Genomic DNA, 21,098 nt, shown 5'->3' on the forward strand with positions numbered 1-21,098 from the left:
ATTAGAAGCGGTTCCTACCTATTTATTACCTTTGAAGATAATTGATTGATATCTATTGCCGTATTGCTTGCTGTGACTGGATTTTAAGCTCGGTTACTACCTCATTTTAAGCTCGGTTACTACCTCACCCTAACTCTGGTTGCCGCTCTCACACCTGCAAGACCTTATATGCTAGATAAAATGCCTATTTTTTGGGAATTTCTGTTAAAAATGGCACCGGAAAAATTTGTCTGCATGGCTAAAAACGTTATCCAGAGCGGGTTTTAGCCGTCTACAACTCCGTCTACACCTGTAGACAGTGTAGACGCACTACAACCGCACACAAAACGCACTTGTCACCGTCAATTGAGGCATTGCAACCGCACTTGTCACCGTCTATCGTGGCATTGCAACCGCACTTGTCACCTCCTGTTGTTGGGGTGTAGACGGGTTGAAACCGTGCATAAGTTGACTACAAACCGTGCTTTAGTTCCTTGATAAAAGCCTCAATCGCCTTTCCTGCCGTTGATTGCTTGCCCACTTTCAGCTTGTTGAGCGTGCGATCGCGGGTTAGGATTAACTCTTCATTGCTTGGCTGCCCGGTAGTAGCGCTATTCTCCTCTACTGCCGGGCTTTCAATTTTCCCCGCAGTTCCTCCAGCCGTGTCTCTAGTTGCGTTTCTAGTTCCGATCGCACTTCAGTTAGGCTTGCTTCTACTTCTTGCTTAACCAATGACTTGATGTCTACAGGTGTAGACGATAGTGTAGACGGTTCTACAATCCCTGCTAACATTCCTCTCAGCAATCTTGCAGCTGTCTGACTTGGGGATTTATCCTCTGAAACTTGGAAAGCTTGCAGTGCTTCTAGTTCAGCATCAGTCAAGCGGTATGAAATTACATTACTACGCATTTGTAGACTATCTGTAAACATCTATGTCTACATAGTAGGTCAACCAGCATTCATTGTCTACAGATTTGTCTACAATGTTGACAATCAAGGAAATAGTAGCTTAGACTGTTTGTAGACAGAAAGTAAACGATAGTAGACAAGGAAACAGCGAGTAAATCGTAGCGTCGTGTCGCTCCCAAGTTCACTACCCACATGGGATGGATAAATAATCATCCCGGCTAAAGAAGTGCGATCGCAATTTGTTGCGAAATCTGCTTCAATGATTTCAGATACCTGATGTGACAAATGAAGTCAGCGCTTAAAACGCGCCCTGGCAGGAGAAACTACTACATCTCCCCCACCAGCACGACTTCCCCCCAATCGTTCAGTTTACAGACCCACGATTAAGAGGCAATAAGAATGATAGCGTCTGACGCGCCCACTTTGGGCATTTTTAGTCAAGCGTCAAGGTTTTGGCGTTTGCGAGTGAGTAAAGAATTCGACAAGCCAGAATATTACATTGGTCAAACCGTGCTGCACAAGATAAAGGTGAGGCAGGGTGAAATTTTGTACCCAGTAACAGTGTTTGGTCTTTCCTGGACTGGTATGGACTGGCAGTACAACGTCTCCCTCCCAGAAGATCATCCTTGGTTTGAGCCAGATGACAATGAGCGCGAATGGGTTGATGACCGAGAATTAGAGCCGATGTAATTAATTAAAATGCCTTGGTCGGTGGTTGCACACCTTCCAAGGCTAAATTCCACTCAGTTGAACCACTGTACACATCGGTAGTTGCTCCAAGGGGAAGTATACTTAGTTCTATTGTGCTGCACTTGGTGCAATTTCTACAGTATTTTTTGCTCAGTGGCAGTCATGTCGGCAAGTTTGGCGAACTATTGACTAAACCACCACATATCCCAAGATCAGGCGAAAGTGAATAGCGTTGAGAGAAGGACACCGACTGTGAAAGTGAATCAAACATCTACAAACTTAAACCATTCGAGATTGTCGAACCATGACAAAGAAAGTTTACCACGTCTACCGTTTAAGTGCCTCTAAACAAGAAAGAGATTGGGCAGAAGCTACCAAAGCAAACCCTTGTCCGTTATGCGGTAAACCTGACTGGTGTAGCGTAGCTGCTAGCGGTGATGCAGTGTTATGCCGTCGCACAGACACAACACCAAACGGCTGGAAGCATATCAAAGACAGCAAAGACGGCTACCCCATCTACGTGAAAACGGGAGCGGTCAGCGATTACGTACAAAATCACCGTCAGCATTTCCAACTGACACCACCCAAACCAAAACCTGTAACTACAGGCACTATCCGCCTAGCGACTCTGCCCCTGCCAGTCACCACACCAGAGAGACGGACAGATATAAAAACCTATGAAACAGATGTCTTGTATCCCTACTCTAAAACTCAACTTGTGAGAAGAGTTGAGAAACCAGACTATGCCAAACCCAAGGGGTATAGCAAAAAGGTTTATCCGGCGCGAATGGATGAAGACGGTTGGCCTGTCCCTGGCAAGGGATTAGACCCATGGCCGCCGTACCGAATAGATGAAGTTAAAGAATACGGCAAAGGGCGATGGATTATAGGGGTAGAGGGTGAAACTTGTGTAGAGGCAGCGCGGAGTTTGGGACTGGTGGCGTTCACTTTCCAAGGGAGTTGTTGGGGTGAAGCTGACCTATCAAATGGGATGCGGATGTTTCAGGCAGCAGGTGTTGCCGGAGTGATTTACATTCCTGACAACGACAATCCAGGGCGAAAAAAATCAGCAGCGCTAGCAGATGCGGCGGTCAGGGTCGAAATGCCGTTTGTGGAAGTGTCTCCTACGGCGCTGTGGTCAGATTGTCCAGACAAGGGCGATATAGCAGATTGGGTGGAATGGGGAATGGCAAAAGGTTTTAACCGAGAAGATTTTATCGAGCGCCTGGAGCGAGAAATTCAAAGCACAGTCGAATCAAGTCAAGAAGGGGTATCACCAGCCCGGAGTAAAAGTAAGCAAATGCTTAACTTGATTGCCGCTGAATGGGGACATCGCCTACGGTTTAACACCATGACCATCAGACCGGAATTAGACGGCGAACCTCTGGACATGGATACCTTGGCAATTAACTTGATTGATGAGTTTGACATCGACATCAGCAGCGAGAAGGCATCGCAGATAGTGCTTAGTCTTGCTAAAAAACGTTCTTACTCTCCGGTGCAAGAGTATTTGGAGCGCGTAGCCCAGCATTATTCATCCGTTGACCTGGGGATATTAGATGATCTTGCGACTCGCTACTTTGGCAGCAATGAACCGCTGCACAACGTTTTCATGAGAAAACATTTAATTGGACAAGTGAAGCGGGTATTTGAACCTGGGTGTCAGCATGACACAGCTGTAGTATTGCAGGGAAGCCAGGGCATTAGAAAATCGACCTTTTGGCGAACGCTAGCTGTTAACCCTGACTGGTTCGATGACACGATTGCCAGCGGCAACAATGACAAAGACGAACGGCTCAAGCTGAGACGATTTTGGATTTTAGAGCTAGCAGAACTCGAATCAGTTTTTAGACGCAAAGAGATAGCGAGTTTACGGGGTTTTCTCACAACCAAAGATGATAACTTGCGGGTTCCCTATGGGCGGTCGATTGAATCCTTCCCCAGAACTAGCTGCTTTGTGGGCAGTGTAAACCCGGCGGAATTCCTGGTTGACCCGGAGGGACACAGAAGGTACTGGATTATCCCTGTCACTGTTGACGAAATCCCTGTAGAGAAACTGGCTGAAGAGCGGGACAGGTTGTGGGCAGCAGCCGTTATGTCCTATCGCAATGGAGAGGAAAACCGCTTAACTAAAAGTGACGAAAAGCGCAACGCCCTGCTAAATAAACGCCATGAGGTAAGCGACACCTGGGACGAAGCAATTGACGCATTCTTGGAGTTTCAATCAGAAACCACCGTCAGCGACATTTTGAGTAACTGTCTCAAAATCGAACTTGGCAAGCAGGAGCGCAGTTTACAGATGCGGGCGACTGAGTGCTTAAAGCGTATTGGGTGGGTGAAGTGCGAGAAGAAGAAGATTCGCGGCAAAGTTTTACAGATGTGGAGATGGCAACCGGAAGAGGGTAAGGTAGCAACAGAGAGTGAAAATCGTTCAAATTCAGATACAGCATCCAGTACGGCGACAGATACTAATGAATTGTCTTCAAAGGTAGCAACTAATATAACAACTACCTCTAATCCAGATACAGCAAGTAATACAGCCGAAAGATTGCCACCTTTGCCACCTTTTTCTGAGATTTCTGACAGCAAAGAAAAAAAAATAAATAAATTTGTACACAAGAATCAAAATCATGAAGTAGACGATTCCAAAAATGTCGTCCCGATTGATACCTTTGAGGTTGGCGATCAAGTGGAGTACATCGGTGCAGTGCGTCCTAGCTTGCACGGCAAAAAACTGGTGGTATCTGAAATTCAAGGGGATATTTTTTGGTTAACGCAACCGGGATACAAAAGCCCGGTTGTTTCTGCCACCGCTGCCGAACTGAGGAGACGTTAGCCATCCTCACCGCGATGCTTGGTCGTACCTTAACTTCCAACTCCTGACTTACAACTTCCACCAGCTAGTTGGTGAAGTCGTAAGTTGAAGTTGGAAGTTACTGCAATGATCGCCCCTAACGCAATACGCTTTACATTCGTGTAACTAAAACCGGAACCCTTAAGGCTTCCTTAGCGCAAGTAAAGCGAATTACATTGAACGATAAACCGATTAAGGGTTAAGTCCCAATCGGGAGAGTTAGCGATCGCGCAGTAGTCGTGCAATTTTAGTTGAGCGAAACTCTGTCAAGGGTTAAGGTTCGATAGGGAGTGTCAGCGATCGCCGCCGTAAAACATACGTCGCTACGGAGCCTTAACCCCTTGCGTCAGCAAACATTTACAAATGAAAACAATGCTTCGGCATACTATACCGAAGTCGAGTATGGGTATGTCCTTGCTAAAACAACCTAATCCTTTTTCGGGAAGTATACTTGTCACTGGTTTAATTCTTCCTAGAATTGCAGTGTCAGCAACGAAGTTACTCTCTTCGACATTAACCCCAAAGAAAGCAAGTTCACTGATCACCACCCAGTTTGTGACGGACAGTATACTCATCGACGGATGATTTACAACCATGAAAAACCATCAAAAAAAACTCTGGCGAAGAATAACGATAAAAACCTAATAGGTTTAGGCACAAAATTCTAAGGATTTTAAAGGCAGTCTAACCAGTCCCCACTTGCCGCGCACTCATGCTGCATAAAGCCTTGAGTGCAGCAACGAGTTACCGCGTTGCATTTTAACGCAGACTGTACAGCAGTTCTCACCAGCATTAAACTTTTGCAAGGGTAGAGCGTGAGTAGCCCGAATCTTACGACCGCACAAAGTTAACCAAGTTTCCGAGAACGGATTTTCGCTTTCCATTAGATGCAGCACTCCGTTTTGACTCATCCGTCTTCCCTGTACTTTCATGCCAAATACACTCGCGTTTTAGCCTAGTGTATAAAGTTTGACAAGTAATCTGCAAGTTGTTGCAAAAATTTGCCGGACAACATAATGTTATTCGCCAGCGAATTTTGACTTATACACCACTGTTGCATCTCCAGTCGAGGGTTAAGGTTCGATTCCTATTCTGTTGAGTATACAGCTAAAACTTCACACCCCTTAAGCCACAATTTGCAAATCAAATTACCATTTCACTAGAGTTTTGGATGTTTAAATCGCAAGCTTTAAGACAAAAAAAAGCCACACAAAACGCAGACTTGCAAAACGGTTGATATACAAAGCTTTTAGGCTTCAGCCTAGCGTATACCCTGGTTAGAATACAACTTCTTCGGCCCCACCAAGATTGCTGAATCTTTACGGGAAATCGCTTCTAAGTTTGACGAAACAATCCAAGCAAACGCTGAGAAGGTTATCGCCAAGTATCAGCCCACAATGGATGCGGTAGTTGCTAAGTATCGCCCCCGTTTGGAAGGTAAGACTGTTGCTATCATGGTTGGTGGTCTACGTCCTCGCCACGTTGTCCCAGCTTTCCAAGACTTGGGCATGAAGATGATTGGTACTGGTTATGAGTTCGCTCATAATGACGATTACAAACGTACCACTCACTACATCGAAAACGGCACCGTCGTTTATGACGACGTTACCGCTTATGAATTCGAGGAATTTATCAAAGCGCTGAAGCCTGACCTAGTAGCTTCTGGTGTGAAAGAGAAGTACGTCTTCCAAAAGATGGGTCTTCCTTTCCGTCAAATGCACTCTTGGGATTACTCCGAACCTAGCGATGCCTCCGGCGGGCTACGCGCCAACGCTCCTCAACATCATATAATGCAAGGTTTTTTAGCGGCGGAAGAAAAAAGAGCCTGTTTCTAGCCTAAATGCGAGTTGCAGGGTTATGTAATAACAATCTGTTTTGATGCTTTAGATAGTATAACTCTTATGCACTCAGGTTTTTAGATTTGAAAAGCATTTTGCTCAAATAAAAACTGTAAAATAAAAGACTATTTCAAATGACGATTTTTTAGATTAAATGGTGCGTAGTAGCTAAATTGAGCAGCAGAAGATAAAATTTTTATTCACACTATAGTACAATATTTTGTCCATTTGCTCCATAAAGTGTTAACCTGCTAGACTGAAATGATTGGACGCAGAAAAGACAGATAAATAAGCTCTGGAGGTTCCCTTGAGTATTATACAAACTGCCACTGAAAAAATGCGATCGCTCCCGCGAGAGAAGCAACAAGAGGTCTTAGATTTTATTGAGTTTCTGCAAAGTCAGTTAGCACAACAAAATATAAATATTGAACAAATTGAGCCTATTTCATTTTTGGCAGCAGCTCAACAATTTGCTGGTTGTGTTGATGGTGGCCCCGGTGATTTGGCAACGAACAAACAATATCTGGAAGGTTTAGGAACTGAATGAAGCAGCGAGTCATCATCGATACTGGTCCATTAGTAGCCTTTATTAATCGCAGAGAGCATCTTCATACCTGGGTAATGAACACGTTAGCTACAATTGAGCAGCCTTTACTGACTTGTGAGCCTGTGATTGTAGAGACTTGTTTCTTGTTGCGAAATATCTACGGTGGTCAAGATACGGTGATGTCTTTACTCGACGAGGGAAAGATATTAATTTCGATGTGTTTGAGTGAAGAAGTGGCAGTGATTAAAGAATTGTTGCGGCAATATCAGTCAGTTCCAATGTCATTAGCAGATGCGTGTTTGGTGAGAATGACAGAACTGTATCCTGATAATGAGTTGCTAACATTTGATAGCGATTTTAGAATTTATCGAAAGAATTGTAATCAATTAATTTCTGTGATTATGCCAGAGGATTTGTAAAAATAGGGTTAAGAGCGATCGCTCCTCAACATCATATAATACAAAGTTTTTTTGCGGCGGGAGAATAAAGAGCCTATTTCTAGCCTAAATGTAAGATTTACGCTCTCCTATAAAAATATCTCTTTGTAATTTATAAACATATAAATCTTATTATGTCCCGTTTTTCCGATTAAATTAAATCTGCTTTGGCGATAAACTGTAAATAAAAAACCTTTTTTTAATGATGTCTTTTTAGATTAAATTTAGTGCTATTAATTAAATAAACTTACACAATTCTTTATGTTGGTGACCAATCCGAATATTAGTAAGTTCAAATTTACCGTAACCAGGAGAACTGACAATACGCTTTTCGTATCCATTTGCTTCAATAAGAGCAATGACTTGTACAACTTTAGTTGGTTCATCCTTCGTCATGAGCCACAATTGCTCTAAAACATCTTCCTCAGCAGATAAAAACTTATCACACTTGACACGTGTAAAATTTTTATCCAATTCTAATAGATTATTTTGGACGTAAATTAATCCTGCTTCGTATAGAATACCCTGAATGTAGTTTTTAATATCTAATTTAATCTTATTTTCTTCCTGATAGTATTTATAATCATCTAATTGATGTTTCAATGTGAATAAGTATTTTTGCAAACCAGGATGTAAAATTGTTTCGTGAGCCTTTGACAATGAACCAACATAGGCTGTAATGGAAACAGGATCAGAAAGCTGATCGGCAGTAGATGCTTTATTGAGAACATACATAGACTTAATTACCCCAGCAACATTACAATTTTCACCATACCATACTCATTTTTTTTGTCTAACCCAGAAAACACTGATGAATTAGAAAATTGTAGGGTGCGTTGCAAAGAGCGACAAGGCACCCTACTGTAGAATGGCGATCGCCTTAACGCAACAATAAACTATGCCAACATGGGATGGGGAATGCGATCGCATTACACCGTCCAATCCTCAATTAACAATCCGGTTATCTTGCCCAAATCCCGATGATTGTGTGTTAACAAAACTAATTTACAAGATAGTGTGATCGCCGAATAGTCCATCGTAGACATCGCAGTAAAATAAGTAGGCTGTTGTTGCGATCGCTCTTCCTCGACAATAAACTAGGCGATCGCATTAAGCCGTCCAAGCCTCAATTAACAATCCGGGTACTCTGCTGAAATCCCGATGATTGCGTGTTAATAAAACTAATTTCCGAGAAAGTGCGTAGGCGAATAGCCCGTCGTAGACATCGCAGTAAAAGAAGTAGACTGTTGTTGCGATCGCCTCGCCCTCACTTTACAATAAACTAGGCGATCGCATTAAATCGTCCAATCCTCTATTAACAATCCAGGTACTTTACTGAAATCCCGATGATTGCGCGTTAATAAAACTACTTTACGAGAAAGTGCGATCGCCGAATAGCCCGTAGACATCGCAGTAACATTCCCTATTATCTCCCGCAGATAACTTTGCGGACTTAATCGATCACTTCTATACTTCGGTTTCAATACCTTGTTGTGTTGGGGATTCTAAAACTTTTGTCTGCTGCTCTTTGTACTGAATAAGGTGGGGATATTGTTTCTGAAGTTGAATATAGTAATTCACCAACTTCTGGGGGTTGTGTCCATTCTCTAGAGATATAATATGGCGAATTTTACGTATTTGGCTAATTGCCTCATCATTCTTCCTCATTTTGCGCTCCTATTAACTCTAATGGCGTAACTAGCGTTGGAACGAATAACCCCAGCATAACGTTCAGCCGTCGTAGACATCTCAGAGATTGTGTGTAAAATGCAAAAGAAGTAGACCGTTTTAGCGATCGCCCTCACTCGACAACACGCCACTGCATATTCATACTGGGTGAAGTTAAGCGTAGACGCTCTTAGCGGCTTGCCGAAGGCATCGCCTCTAACTCAGGAATGTGTTCAGTTTCGTAGTTTTCAATTAAAACACCAATAACTTCCATTAGAGATGCGAGTGGATGCGTCTCGTCTTCACCAACTTGATCAATGAGACAATCAAGGATCTCAACTAAGCGTTCATATTCCTCTTCTGTGTGAGGAACAAAGACGTTTTCGGCAATGGATGACCAAGCACTGATGGTTTGATTTAGGTTGAAACTTTGCATTATTCCTTCCACTTTCCTTCATCATATTCTGAATGCGTTAACACAGCCCGAATGTAGACCTTTTGGCGGTTGTAATGAATTGCGGCAATGAGTCGAACTTTGTTACCACCAATATTAAACACTGTCAATTTACCGACTTGATCTGCTGATGGAAACATTTCACGGAGTTCTACAAATGAGGCAAACTCATTTCCCTTGACCAATCCATACCACTGAGCCAAGGCGTTATTTGTATCTGGATAAAGTTTAGCAAATTCATTCAGCCGTTTACGAGTAATAACGTGCATCTAAAAACCCATGATGTCTTAATAAATCAGCAGCATGACGAGTTTCGCGCAAGGTCTTGTGGTCAAAGTCCGGGGCAAACTGAATTTGTCCAGCAAGGTCGAGAAGGTTTTTCTTGCGGCGCGATTGTCCCCAGCTTTCTATTCTTACAAATTAGCCTGTTGTTGCGATCGCCTTCACTCGACAATAAACTAGGCGATGTCTACGACGGGCTGTGACGCTCCTGCGTCGCTAACGCTACGCTATCGGTGTCGCATTAAACTGTTACTACCTCATTAACAATCCGAGTACTTTGCCCAAATCCCGATGATTGCGCGTTAATAAAACTAATTTACGAGAAAGTGCGACGCCGATAGCGTAGCGTTAGCGGTAGCGAGTCCGCGAGCGTCCGCAGGAGCGTCATAGCCCGTCGTAGACATCGCAGAGATTGTGTGTGAAATGCACTTATAAGTAGACCGTTTTAGCGATCGCTATTGTAAACTTTTGGCTTCATTGGCCTAAGGAACGACATAAATGCATCGCTGCCACCAAGACTCCTTCATTTTTGGAAATAGGATAGCCGCTTTGCTTAGTAATTCGTTTACAATTTCAACTGTCGGTTGAAGTCCATCTACACAGATCACTTTCTCTTCTTCAACAATTTGCTCAAATGTAGCTATTTGGCTATCAAGCATTTCGACCTTCATATAGTGGTTTGATCGCTGAGTGAGTCGTCGCCTCAGTTCTAATTCAGGTACATCTAGGCAAACCAGTTGGACTTGATTGGAAAATGTGAGTTGTTTTCGGTACAGTACTTTTAGGGCGGAACAAGTAAGCACAGTCTCTCGGTTGCGCTCTATTGCCCGTTTAATATCATCTTCTATTTCCAGAAGCCACTGTTGGCGATCTTCATCCTGTAAAGGAGTTCCTGAAAGCATCTTCACAATGTTGAGAGGTGGGTGTCTGCGATCGCCCTCTAAATAATCACACTCTAGTCGTTCAGCCAGAAGCCTACCAACAGATGTTTTCCCGGCTCCAGATATACCAATAATTATCCATATCAGCGGATGGTCTTTCATTCATAACTCCTCATCTGAATGAGTTGTTGCATTTTTTCTCAAAAATCTTTATGCTCAGACACCATATCAGATTTTGCGTATATTTACTTTCCAAACTCAACAACACGCTACTGCATATTTAGAGATTGTGTGTGAGATACATAAGAATTAGACATTCTAAAACGCACAGTAAGACAAAGTTCAAAACTACCTTCACTGTATATTTAGGAGTGGTGTGCGAGATGCACAAGAAGTAACCCCTTGTAGGGATGTCTGCGAGGAGCTTCTCTACGAGACGCTCTTCGCGTTCGCCTACGCCCTCACTCGACAATAAACTAGGCGATGTCTACGACGGGCTGTGACGCTCCTGCGGACGCTCGCGGACTCGCTACCGCTAACGCTACGCTATCGGTGTCGCATTAAACTGTTACTACCTCTATTAACAATCCCGGTACTTTGCTAAAATCCCGATGATTGCGTGTTAATAAACCAGCCGGAACTGAAGTTCGGGGATCATAGCTAAAGTCCGTTAAAACCGACTATAACCTTTTCTCAGTAGTCTTTTCGCTATTAGACTGGTGAATTCATTCTGAGGCGGGCTAGATGAGAATTTTTTAGGAATTTGTAGCTTTGCATTACTCCTTCCAAGTCTTACACCAATTAACTACTGAATTGCTGAACCATTGTCTGTACAATTGCCAAAATGGCTCCCACGTTATCCAAGTAATATCTTTGCTTATCAAGCAAAGCCACTTTTGGCGAAAGTTGAAGAAATTGCCAAACTTCTCCTGTTGTCACGCATCCATACACGGGTATTGCTGTTTGTCCAGATGAACGATTAAATAAATCCGCCGCCACCATTTGCGCGATGCACTGTCCTAACCCAGCTTCAACGTCATTTTTCTTCGCTTCCACAACAGTGAGAATTGGGCTACGCAACGGTGGTAAAGGTGGAGCCATTGCTAAAATAAAATCACATTCCCCAATCAAACCCTGTGCAGGATCAACGTCAAGTCTTTGTCCAGAGAAAATAGCCAAGCTATCTTGGCTGAGATCGCGACAGGCTAGTAAAATCGGTACAATAATAAATTCGCTCCGAGCCTTTTCACTAATTAGAGCTAATTGGGTTCGCTTTCCTAAAGTTTCATTTAACCACGAAGGAATAGTAAGAGGTACAAGCTTGGGAAACAGATCGGCTTCTTGGGTGGTGATTCCCAAAACAGCCGCAGCTTTTTCTAGAGTAAAGTCGCTGTACGCCATAGTTTTGACTCGAGAATGTTGCTTAATACACTTGAGGCACAAAAAACTGCTCATTGCGAGGGGCGCGAACATAATCCTGTGCCACAGGTCTAGATGGAAGTTCTAAGGGAGGGGGCGTCATATCTTCGTAAGGAACTTTGCTCAACAAATGATGAATGCAGTTGAGCCGCGCACGTTTTTTATCATCTGCTTCAATCGTAAACCAGGGGGCTTCTGGAATATTTGTGTAAGCAAACATGGTATCTTTGGCTTTAGAGTATTCCACCCAGCGATTACGTGACTCTAAATCCATTGGGCTGAGTTTCCAACGCCTTGCTGGATCGTGACTGCGAGAGAGAAAGCGTTCCTCTTGTTCTTCATCGCTGACGGAGAACCAGTACTTGATTAAAACAATGCCCGATCGCACCAGCATTCGTTCAAATTCTGGGCAAGATTGCATGAATTCTTGATATTCTGCTTCAGTACAAAAACCCATCACCCGTTCAACTCCAGCTCGGTTGTACCAACTGCGATCGAAGAGAACAATTTCACCTGCTGTGGGAAGATGTTGTACGTAACGCTGAAAATACCACTGAGTTTTCTCACGATCAGAGGGAGTTCCCAGAGCAACTACACGACAGCCACGAGGATTGAGTGGTTCAGCAATGCGTTTAATTACTCCTCCTTTACCAGCTGCATCGCGCCCTTCAAATATGACAACAACCCGATAGCCGACGTGCTTTATCCAGTATTGCATTTTAACTAGCTCAATTTGGAGTTGCTCTAGTTCAGTTTCAAAAGTCTTTTTGGGAATTTTCTTGGCAAAAGCTTCTGTGCTACCATCAAAAATCCGTTGGGATTTTTGAGATTTTTTCTTGTCTTTTGCCTTTACTAAGTTTTCTATTAAGTCTGTAGCGGGTTGAGCTAGACCATTCTTTTGTTGGTTTTCAACTTCATCAATTGACATCGCAGTGACTCCAAATTAGAGTTGATCTATAAAGTAGCCATCTGGTGAAATTAAATATGCGTTACCCAGAACCCTTGTAGAGATGTAGCAGTGCTACGTCTCTACATTGTTTTTCACCAGATGTCTAGTATATATTTATTTTCATGCGGACTGAGTGTGAATATATACTTCCAAAGTATTATTACACCAAAGACGTAAAATTTTTATCTATATCCCGTTATTGATATACAATATTATTTTATAAATAACATAATATTATATTTTTTTCTCTATATACTTAGGGTTTGAGCTAACCGGAAATAAGTAAATTTTACAGGTTGGATTAGGCGCAATACGCTTGGGTTAAGGATTTTCTGGAGAACCATAGGCCTGTAGAGACGTTGCATTGCAACGTCTCTACACTGTCCACTGGACAAGGGTTTTAGTCTTATCCCAAGGGTATTGGGATTAGGCGCGATCGCAAACAGTTTGTCACCATTAAATTTATGAATACGCGACCTAACCAAACTCTTAATCTTTAATGACCAAATCGCTACGAATTCATCCGAATCAAGTCTGTTAAAATACTATCCAAACTGCCATTAACTTGAATTCGATCAATTTTCTCTGCAATCCGCTCTAATACTTCCAGTTCCTTTAGACGCAATGCAACTGGATTATCCTCCATCACTTTGGCAGTGTTTAGCATACTGCGGGTAGCAGCAGTTTCTTCTCTACGTCTGACTACATTTGCTTGAGCGGTTTTTTCTGCCTCCACTACCTTACTTAAGATAGTCTTAATTTCACCAGGTAAAATAATATCTTTCACACCTACAGAATCTACTTCAATTCCATATTCTGCGGCTTTGGGGCGAATGTATTCAGATATACTTCTATCAATTGCACCTTTATCTTCTAATAAGGTATCTAAGTTGCGTTCGCCAACCGCACCACGCAAAGCAAACTGTAATTCTTTGTACAAGAACCCAGAAATATCTGATAACCCGTTTTTTGCCGTCAATGGGTCGAGTATGCGGAAGCCAGCCGTCAAGTTCAACCGCAGAGGTACTTTATCTTTAGAGAGAATATCTTGGCCGGATACTTCCATATTTTGCAGTCTCAGGTCGATAGTTTCAGTTTTAAAAGAGCGTCCAAATAACCACCAAGCGTGTACTCCTGGCGATCGCTCCCCTTGAAACTCTTGATTAATGTATACTAGTCCAACGTGTTGAGCGGGAACTTGGCAAATATGCAAACAGTTGCGACTAAGCAATTTCACTTCTGTTGAACCCTCAACTAATTCAGCTACTAAGGTAGGCTGTAACTGAGCATCAGCGCTGATGTCGAGAGTTTCAACTGCAACACCCTGCCAAAACAACTTGCGGCTAGTGGGTGGCAAAATAGAAATCACTTTACCTCGATATCGCACAATTCCAACCTGCGAAGTCAGCAATTGCACGGTTTCACAGTAAGCAGCAATAAAGTCGGGATGTTTTTCAATGAGTACATCTTCCAGGGGAAAATCTGGGTTAGGGATAATCCGGCTGAGAATCCTGACTGTAACATCTCTATTTACCGACCAAAAAGCATATTCTCCTGGTTCTAGAGGTCGCACAAAATTATTTTGCAGATATAGTAAGCCAATCTCATACTCTGAGATTTGGAACTTCTTCAATCCATTCAACGCAAATGAGCGCAATTGCTGCACAAAGGAACTAGGCAATTCCCAGCTTTCTTCTAAGTTGAAGAGATGAGACTCTACCTCAATAAAACCACGCCAAAAAACTCGCAATTGATTTGGTGCAACGCTTACCCAATTCTGACCGTAGCGGACTAAAGCAGCTTGGTTGAATGCGGTTCTGATAATTAATAAATGTTCTTGCAGTTCGGCTTCGTGATTTCGCAACAACAGTTCTAGGTTTTCAATCTCAGCTTCCGGCTCATTGAGATCAGCAATTTTCACTTGCCAATGCCGACCAAAATATGTATGTGTACCGGGCTGCAAAATTTTCTTAAAGTCACTGCGATGATATAAGATGCCAATTTCGTTAGGTTTGATATAAAAAGTTTCCCACATACTGATTTGCATAAATAATTAGCGTGAAATTTTAGGTAAGCGATGGGTGCGGCGGGCGTAGTCATCGCAACCAGCTAAGAAGATTTGATCAGATTTTTTACTCTGCCAGTGCAGGTGTTAACAGCTCAGGTGCGGGTAAAAGCTTCTCCAAAACTGGATTAAGATTGCTGTTACTATTTTCAGACTACTCTATGGCAATCTAGAAAAATCAAACCGCGCTCAAATATGCCGTTGGCTTTGCCAATCTAGAACCTCAAAGAAAAACTAGATGTAGAAAAGGAAGGGACATACTCAAGTTAGGGAGAAATACAGTTACGCTAGTTCCTTGACTGTGGCTACCGAACATCACCCTTACGAGTAATGACCGACAGCAAAACACTTGCACCGCAGAGTTTGGAAAATTACGGACTTGAACCGTTTTGGGATTTCTCCCGTACCATATTTGCTACTTCCACAGAGTAGTGTCTTTTGACCCGGACAGGGTTGGGGAAAGTACAGGAATCGAACCTGTTACCAATTGGTTATTAGCCAACCGCTCTACCAAGTGAGCTAACTTTCTTTTGGGGTTTGATACAGGATTTGAACCTATGACGGATCGATTATGAGTCGATAGCTCTACCAACTGAGCTAATCAAACGATATAGTTTAAAGTACTCGGCGGTATACGCTCATACCAGAGGTTGGCGAACCAGTCAGGCATATATAACCTGAACTATAGCTTTGTAACTTTATTACTATCCCGCTCCAAATCTAGCATATAGAAAGTAAGTAGGTCGGCGCAATTAAAGCTAACTGGCTAAGGCTGTCATTTGTCCTTTGTCATTGGTCACTAGTAAAGATTTTAAGGCTATTTACGTTTCGTAACATACTTTGATTTTTTCGCGTAAATTTACTTAGTAGCGATGTCTAAGTCAGCTACACCTACGCGCAAATACTGCGTAGATTTTGCCTAAAAAAGCACTCCGACTCTGGGGTAGTGCGATCGCTATTAGGGCAGAAAAATTGGAGGTTAAATGACACTGAAGTCGAACCAGATATTAAAAGGAGATAAAACATCAGGGCATTTACGCAATCTGTAAACAGATTTTAAAACAGTATTTAATTAAGACTTAACTAAAATTTGATATAATAACTGGTTTTTAACTTCTGTAGGACTGAAGCAGCCTCTAAGAGGATGTTTGAAAAGTCCTATTATTGGTATCAAAAGTTATAGATTATTTTAACTAATCGGATAAATTGGGGGAATTTTATTTTCCGGTTCCCGCTTAAAAAGCCAACCCAGCACGGGAATAGGGGGTTTCATCCCTGAGCAACTGGTCTGGTTTAACGAGGATCTAAAAGTGCTTAAAGTCACAGAAGAACACTTTTTAAACAATCTCTAATTGTGTAGATTTTTTAAATAAATGTATATTTAGCAGGATTTAACGGTATTTTCTCTAAAGAAAGTTTAAAGGCTTTAACACAATGCATAGTATCTATTTTTACAAAAAGTTCCTAAAAAAGCATAATTTTAATTAGTGAAGCAATCTATTTTTAAAGACTTCAAGTAAAAGTTTCAATTCAACATATATAAATAAGCTAAAAAACATCTAATTTGCATAATCGAAGTAAACATAACTTTTGCGGTATGGGCCGAAAAGCCCGCCCAACTTATGCAATTTAAATGTAGAACAGCTTAATAATCAGCTTTTTACGAATTTACTAGTACATTTAGTTAATGCATAACTGATGAAAAAGAAAAGTGTCAAATTAACCGTTGTTTTTCTGTTGTCAATGTTTGCTGCTGTTTTTCTGTCTTTAACCTTTGAAACAACGGTACAAGCGCAATTGGCAAAATCTCCTCAGGCAGCCAATGTCAATGCAACAGCAGTGCAAGGGCAATTGGCAACAACGGTGCAAGAGCAATTGGCAAAATTTCCCCAGGTAGCCAATGTCAATGCAACAACGGTACAAGGGCAATTAGCAACAACGGTGCAAGAGCAATTGGCAAAATTTCCTCAGGCAGCCAATGTCAATGCAACAACAGTACAAGCGCAATTGGCAACAACGGTGCAAGGGCAATTGGCAAACTTTTCTTCGCAGCGATCGAATGTAAAAATGACTGCTGTGTCGAGGACTCCCAAAAGTCTGGAAGTATGGTGGATAGCGGCAAATGGCTCTATCCAGGATGCTTACTGGTCGGAAGGTTCACAATGGCAACGATTTGAATTGGCTCCGCCAGGCAGTGCTTCAGTTAATGGTGCAATCACTGCTGTGTCGAGGATTCCCAACAGTCTGGAAGTATGGTGGATTGGGGTAAATGGCTCTATCCAGGATGCTTACTGGTCTGAGGGGTCACAATGGCAACGATTTGAATTGGCTCCACCAGGCAGTGCTTCAGTTAATGGTGAAATCACTGCTGTGTCGAGGATTTCTAACAGTCTGGAAGTATGGTGGATTGGGGCAAATGGCTCTATCCAGGATGCTTACTGGTCTGAAGGGTCACAATGGCAACGATTTGAATTAGCTCCAGGAGGTAGTGCTTCAATTAATGGTGGGATCACTGCTGTATCGAGAATCCCCAACAGTCTGGAAATATGGTGGATAGCGGCAAATGGCTCTATCCAGGATGCTTACTGGTCTGAAGGGTCACAATGGCAACGATTTGAATTAGCTCCAGGAGGTAGTGCTGCAATTAATGGTGAAATCACTGCTGTGTCAAGGATTCCTAACAGTCTGGAAGTATGGTGGATTGGAATAAATGGCTCTATCCAGGATGCTTACTGGTCTGAAGGTTCACAATGGCAACGATTTGAATTGGCTCCACCAGACAGTGCTTCAGTTAATGGTGACATCACTGCTGTGTCGAGGATTCCCAACAGTCTGGAAGTATGGTGGATTGGGACAAATGGCTCTATCCAGAATGCCTACTGGTCTGAAGGTTCACAATGGCAACGATTTGAATTGGCTCCGGCTGGCAGCGCTTAAAAAATACCAAAGTAACGCGATGTGCGACTTTCTCTCAAACCTAACTCCCAACCCCTTCCCTACGAGGGAAGGGGAGCAAAAATCAAAGCCTCTCGGACTGTGGGGGAGAGGAATGAAAGCGGGGTTCCAAGAATAAGTCGCACATTGCGTAAAGTAAGAAAATTCCACACCTCGTAATTTCTTACCCATAATTAGCACAATTAAACAGGACTTACGCAAAATAATGAAAAAACGAACCGCAAACGCGAGTGCATCTCCCCTTCTCCCACTCGTGAGAGGCTAGTAGTCCACCAAGTCAACAATGCTTGGTTTGTAGTGAGCGCTTTAGCGCTCAAATCAAGGACTAAAGTCCTTACTACGAACTTATTCACCCATCAAAGTTGCTCTGGTGGACTACTAGCGCCAAGGGAGAAGGACGCAAAAGACACAAAGGAATAAGAGTTTCAGAGAGTTATTGCGTAAGTCCTATTAAAGAATATCAAGTAGAAAATGTAGAGACGTAGCACTGCTACGTCTCTACAAGAGTTTTGGATAAAAGGATGTTTGAAAAGTCTAATTTGTTACTAGCTATGTGACAGGTGCGGCGCATTGGTGACAAGTTAAGGCTGTAAGTCCTTTGTCAAGAGGCTTTGATATCGCTGCCCGTAAACTGTAACTACCAGACTCTCCGGCTTCAAAAGTGTTAGCCAAGAGATAATAGATACCATTTTCTGGTAAAGTAACAGTCAATCTAGCATTAAAATCCTTGGGAGAAATGTCATCATTTTCCGCCAATAACCGTTGTTTAGCAGGAAGTAGCAAGTACAAATGAGGGTCTATTTGCTGACTATTCATCTCAATAGTCACCTGTTGACCTGCTTTGCCTTCAAAGACATAAGTATGAAAATAACTGTTGTTTGGTAAAGTGCGATCGCCATTTTTCAGACTCGCTTGTACAACTTTACCATCCAAGGGTAAATCGGTATCTTCATTATTACTAGGTGGTTGACGTCCACTTGCTAACTGAGCATTACCTTGTTCCACAGCTACCAAAAAAGGCTGGATTAATTCTGTAGGAATTGCAAAACTAATGCCAATAAATCTTTTAATTTCGGTATCATTGAAAATTGCACTGTTGACACCAATTACCTGCCCATTAGAGTTGAGCAATGGCCCTCCGGAATTGCCGGGATTTACAGCTGCATCATGTTGAATTAAGCCCAATTTTGGATCAATGCGACTGATAACACCATAAGTCAAAGTATTTTGTAATTCCAGACTCAGGGGAGTACCAATAGCATAGACAGATTGACCTACTCGTGCTGAACCAGGAGTAGCTAAACGCAGGTAGGGTAGATTTTTTTGATTGCGAATCTTGAGTGCGGCTAAATCTAAACCTCCAGATGCAAAACCAACCACATCAGCTAAAACTTGTGTGCCATCAGCTAGCACGATTGCAACAGTTTTAGCACTATCTTGGACAACGTGAGCATTAGTTAAAACTAGACCATCTGGACTGACAATAAAACCACTACCATGTCCGAAACCAGTGGCGATCGCAACTACAGATGAACTCGCTTTTGCATATAGCTGAACCCGGTTTTGTTCTTCAGAATTTTCGGCGACAATAATAGTTGATTTGATTTTTTCAGCCTGTTTGCCTAATAAAATAAGTTCACATTCTTGAGGGCTTTTGGCAATAGCAGGTCGTTGACAACAAAATAAACTACTAATACAAACTCCCCCAATAAAAGTTGTCAGAATTGCTGAAGTTCCTATTGTTAAAAATTTTCTGTTCATTTTTCAACCATCCTTAATAAGTGAAATAATCTTAGCAACAAAAAATCTACGTGCTTTATGCTCACAAGACAGTTTTAAAAATCGTTCTTTTCCTACTCTTCTCTGCGCTTCTGCGTGAGAGATAAAATATTTTACTTCTTCTACTAGCAAGTATCTTATTCTGATTCACCAAACCAACTCGCAATTTGAGAATAAATTCACCAATGGAAGATATTAGACTATTTGAGTGAAGTTTTTTTCAACATTATCAGCTTCAGTTTCGCTAACAGACTTCAGTCTGAGGCTACTCCTAGACCCCCAGAGAGACAATACTGCGTAGGTTTTGGAAAATCGTAGGTTGGGTTGAGGCTCTGCGAAACCCAACAAAGCCCCCCTGTAGGTTGGGTTTCGTTCCTCAACCCAACCTACACGGGTTAAGGTTTTTGGGCTTAACCGAGCAGTATTGCCCAGAGAGAGGTTTAAGAGTAGGTTGCAATGGATGTTGATACAATTGAAGAATAAACTTACATTCATGATGTGTTTATGGCAACCCAACTGGGCGAAGCCAAATCGTCAAATAAATTGGTAATAACTTGGTCAGCCTTACCCAAAGATTTTAAATTAGAGGATGAACCAGTGGAGAATACCGGTCAGCCAATTTTGGCTGGTGCTTTGCGTGAAAGCTTAGAAATCAGCGGATTCATCCAACCCCAGATGTTGATCGCCTCAAATTTTGGTCTTTGTGCGACTGTCAATGAGCAATTAATACTTAAAGCACCTGACTGGGTTTATATTCCATCGGTTAATCAAGTTGTGGGCGATCGCAAAAGTTATACACCAAATTTAGAAGGAGATATCCCGGCGATCACGATGGAATTTCTATCCGATACTGAGGGTGGAGAATATTCGGTGAAGCGAACTTATCCACCAGGGAAATGGTTTTTCTACGAGCAAATTTTGCAGATTCCCATCTACATAATTTTTGAACCAGATGGCGGTTTATTGGAATTTTATCAACTGGAGAATCAACGCTATGAGTTAAAACTACCCGACGAAAATGGTCGTCATTGGATTGATACAATGGGCTTATTTTTGGGAACATGGCAAGGAACAAAAGAAACTCGTACTGGTTATTGGTTGCGCTGGTGGGATGAAACTGGTAATTTGTTACCTTGGGCTGTGGAACAGATTGAACAAGAACGCCAAAGAACTGAACAAGAACGCCAACGTGCCGAACAAGAACGTCAACGCGCCCAACAAGAACGCCAGCAAAAAGAACGACTGATTGCTTATTTACAATCTCAGGGTATTGACCCCAATAATTTGCCCCCGTTTGAGTAGAAAACATAACAATTATTTTGTGTAGTACACTCAGATCCCCGACTTCTTAGAGGTTGTTTGAAAAGTATTTGACTGTGATTTTAGGTACTT

Annotated in this window: 18 protein-coding genes, 2 tRNA genes and 1 pseudogene; 8 read left to right on the top strand and 13 right to left on the bottom strand. The window is 42.3% G+C overall.

All coding sequences use genetic code 11. From position 1 onward, the window contains the following. Window positions 1-600: 600 nt before the first annotated feature. The gene (locus LC605_RS11500; RefSeq protein ID WP_229547672.1) at window positions 601-888 is read right to left on the bottom strand and encodes a hypothetical protein; all 288 of its coding nucleotides are present in this window, start codon (window positions 886-888) and stop codon (window positions 601-603) included. Between the two features lie 465 nt (window positions 889-1,353). Here LC605_RS11500 and LC605_RS11505 point away from each other — a divergent pair, with 465 nt between their 5' ends. Continuing rightward, window positions 1,354-1,578 (top strand): hypothetical protein, encoded by a 225-nt coding sequence (locus tag LC605_RS11505; protein ID WP_229547673.1) that lies wholly within the window; start codon window positions 1,354-1,356, stop codon window positions 1,576-1,578. 304 nt (window positions 1,579-1,882) lie between these two features. Beyond that, window positions 1,883-4,414, top strand: coding sequence for a virulence-associated E family protein (locus LC605_RS11510; protein ID WP_229547674.1), 2,532 nt, complete (start codon window positions 1,883-1,885; stop codon window positions 4,412-4,414). A gap of 728 nt (window positions 4,415-5,142) precedes the next feature. Here the strand turns inward: LC605_RS11510 and LC605_RS11515 are convergent. Further along, window positions 5,143-5,343, bottom strand: a complete 201-nt coding sequence (locus LC605_RS11515) for a hypothetical protein (protein WP_229547675.1) — start codon at window positions 5,341-5,343, stop codon at window positions 5,143-5,145. A gap of 357 nt (window positions 5,344-5,700) precedes the next feature. Here LC605_RS11515 and LC605_RS11520 point away from each other — a divergent pair. The 3 genes and pseudogenes from LC605_RS11520 to LC605_RS11530 all read left to right on the top strand — a co-directional run. Beyond that, window positions 5,701-6,272 (top strand): annotated as a pseudogene (locus LC605_RS11520) (nitrogenase component 1); the annotation flags it as partial. Window positions 6,273-6,577: 305 nt separating this feature from the next. After that, the gene (locus LC605_RS11525) at window positions 6,578-6,817 is read left to right on the top strand and encodes a DUF2281 domain-containing protein (protein WP_229547676.1); all 240 of its coding nucleotides are present in this window, start codon (window positions 6,578-6,580) and stop codon (window positions 6,815-6,817) included. Further along, the gene (locus LC605_RS11530; protein WP_229547677.1) at window positions 6,814-7,236 is read left to right on the top strand and encodes a type II toxin-antitoxin system VapC family toxin; all 423 of its coding nucleotides are present in this window, start codon (window positions 6,814-6,816) and stop codon (window positions 7,234-7,236) included. Before LC605_RS11525 ends, LC605_RS11530 begins: the two co-directional genes overlap by 4 nt. 255 nt (window positions 7,237-7,491) lie before the next feature. Here LC605_RS11530 and LC605_RS11535 read toward each other — a convergent pair whose 3' ends face one another. The 4 genes from LC605_RS11535 to LC605_RS11550 all read right to left on the bottom strand — a co-directional run bounded on the left by LC605_RS11535 (window position 7,492) and on the right by LC605_RS11550 (window position 9,645). Beyond that, a complete protein-coding gene (locus LC605_RS11535) occupies window positions 7,492-7,989 on the bottom strand; it encodes a hypothetical protein (protein WP_229547678.1) in 498 nt (165 codons plus the stop codon). Between the two features lie 732 nt (window positions 7,990-8,721). Beyond that, window positions 8,722-8,922, bottom strand: a complete 201-nt coding sequence (locus tag LC605_RS11540) for a hypothetical protein (RefSeq protein WP_229547679.1) — start codon at window positions 8,920-8,922, stop codon at window positions 8,722-8,724. A 190-nt stretch (window positions 8,923-9,112) separates the two neighbouring features. Further along, window positions 9,113-9,358, bottom strand: a complete 246-nt coding sequence (locus LC605_RS11545) for a hypothetical protein (RefSeq protein WP_229547680.1) — start codon at window positions 9,356-9,358, stop codon at window positions 9,113-9,115. Continuing rightward, window positions 9,358-9,645, bottom strand: a complete 288-nt coding sequence (locus LC605_RS11550) for a type II toxin-antitoxin system HigB family toxin (protein WP_229547681.1) — start codon at window positions 9,643-9,645, stop codon at window positions 9,358-9,360. Before LC605_RS11550 ends, LC605_RS11545 begins: the two co-directional genes overlap by 1 nt. On the opposite strand from LC605_RS11550, the gene LC605_RS11555 reads away from it, so the two are divergent. Further along, window positions 9,640-9,861: a hypothetical protein gene (locus LC605_RS11555; RefSeq protein WP_229547682.1), complete on the top strand. Its 222-nt coding sequence runs from the start codon at window positions 9,640-9,642 to the stop codon at window positions 9,859-9,861. The two genes, LC605_RS11550 and LC605_RS11555, sit on opposite strands and share 6 nt — an antisense overlap. Window positions 9,862-10,140: 279 nt before the next feature. On the opposite strand, the gene LC605_RS11560 is transcribed toward LC605_RS11555, so the two are convergent. From LC605_RS11560 to LC605_RS11585, 6 genes are all read right to left on the bottom strand, one after another. Continuing rightward, complete coding sequence (locus tag LC605_RS11560) at window positions 10,141-10,701, bottom strand: gluconokinase (protein WP_229547683.1); 561 nt, start codon at window positions 10,699-10,701, stop codon at window positions 10,141-10,143. Window positions 10,702-11,340: 639 nt separating this feature from the next. Next, window positions 11,341-11,940, bottom strand: coding sequence for a hypothetical protein (locus LC605_RS11565; RefSeq protein WP_229547684.1), 600 nt, complete (start codon window positions 11,938-11,940; stop codon window positions 11,341-11,343). Window positions 11,941-11,962: 22 nt separating this feature from the next. Further along, entirely contained in the window at window positions 11,963-12,886 is a 924-nt protein-coding gene (ppk2, locus tag LC605_RS11570) for a polyphosphate kinase 2 (RefSeq protein WP_229547685.1), read from the bottom strand. A gap of 532 nt (window positions 12,887-13,418) precedes the next feature. Beyond that, on the bottom strand, window positions 13,419-14,942 hold the full coding sequence (locus tag LC605_RS11575) for a slipin family protein (protein ID WP_229547686.1): 1,524 nt from the start codon (window positions 14,940-14,942) through the stop codon (window positions 13,419-13,421). Window positions 14,943-15,428: 486 nt separating this feature from the next. Beyond that, window positions 15,429-15,500, bottom strand: a tRNA-Ile gene (locus LC605_RS11580). Between the two features lie 3 nt (window positions 15,501-15,503). Continuing rightward, window positions 15,504-15,579: transfer RNA gene (locus LC605_RS11585), tRNA-Ile, on the bottom strand. A 1,091-nt stretch (window positions 15,580-16,670) separates the two neighbouring features. Between LC605_RS11585 and LC605_RS11590 the strand changes: the two genes are divergently transcribed. Beyond that, on the top strand, window positions 16,671-17,909 hold the full coding sequence (locus LC605_RS11590; protein ID WP_229547687.1) for a hypothetical protein: 1,239 nt from the start codon (window positions 16,671-16,673) through the stop codon (window positions 17,907-17,909). Window positions 17,910-18,476: 567 nt separating this feature from the next. On the opposite strand, the gene LC605_RS11595 is transcribed toward LC605_RS11590, so the two are convergent. Further along, window positions 18,477-19,688 carry a trypsin-like peptidase domain-containing protein gene (locus tag LC605_RS11595; RefSeq protein WP_229547688.1) on the bottom strand — a complete coding sequence of 404 codons (1,212 nt, stop codon included), beginning with the start codon at window positions 19,686-19,688 and terminating at the stop codon, window positions 18,477-18,479. Window positions 19,689-20,210: 522 nt separating this feature from the next. On the opposite strand from LC605_RS11595, the gene LC605_RS11600 reads away from it, so the two are divergent. Next, window positions 20,211-21,008 carry a Uma2 family endonuclease gene (locus tag LC605_RS11600; protein ID WP_229547689.1) on the top strand — a complete coding sequence of 266 codons (798 nt, stop codon included), beginning with the start codon at window positions 20,211-20,213 and terminating at the stop codon, window positions 21,006-21,008. The last annotated feature ends 90 nt before the right edge of the window (window positions 21,009-21,098 follow it).

The sequence above is a fragment of the Nostoc sp. CHAB 5836 genome (assembly GCF_020829445.1).
Classification (GTDB): domain Bacteria; phylum Cyanobacteriota; class Cyanobacteriia; order Cyanobacteriales; family Nostocaceae; genus Nostoc.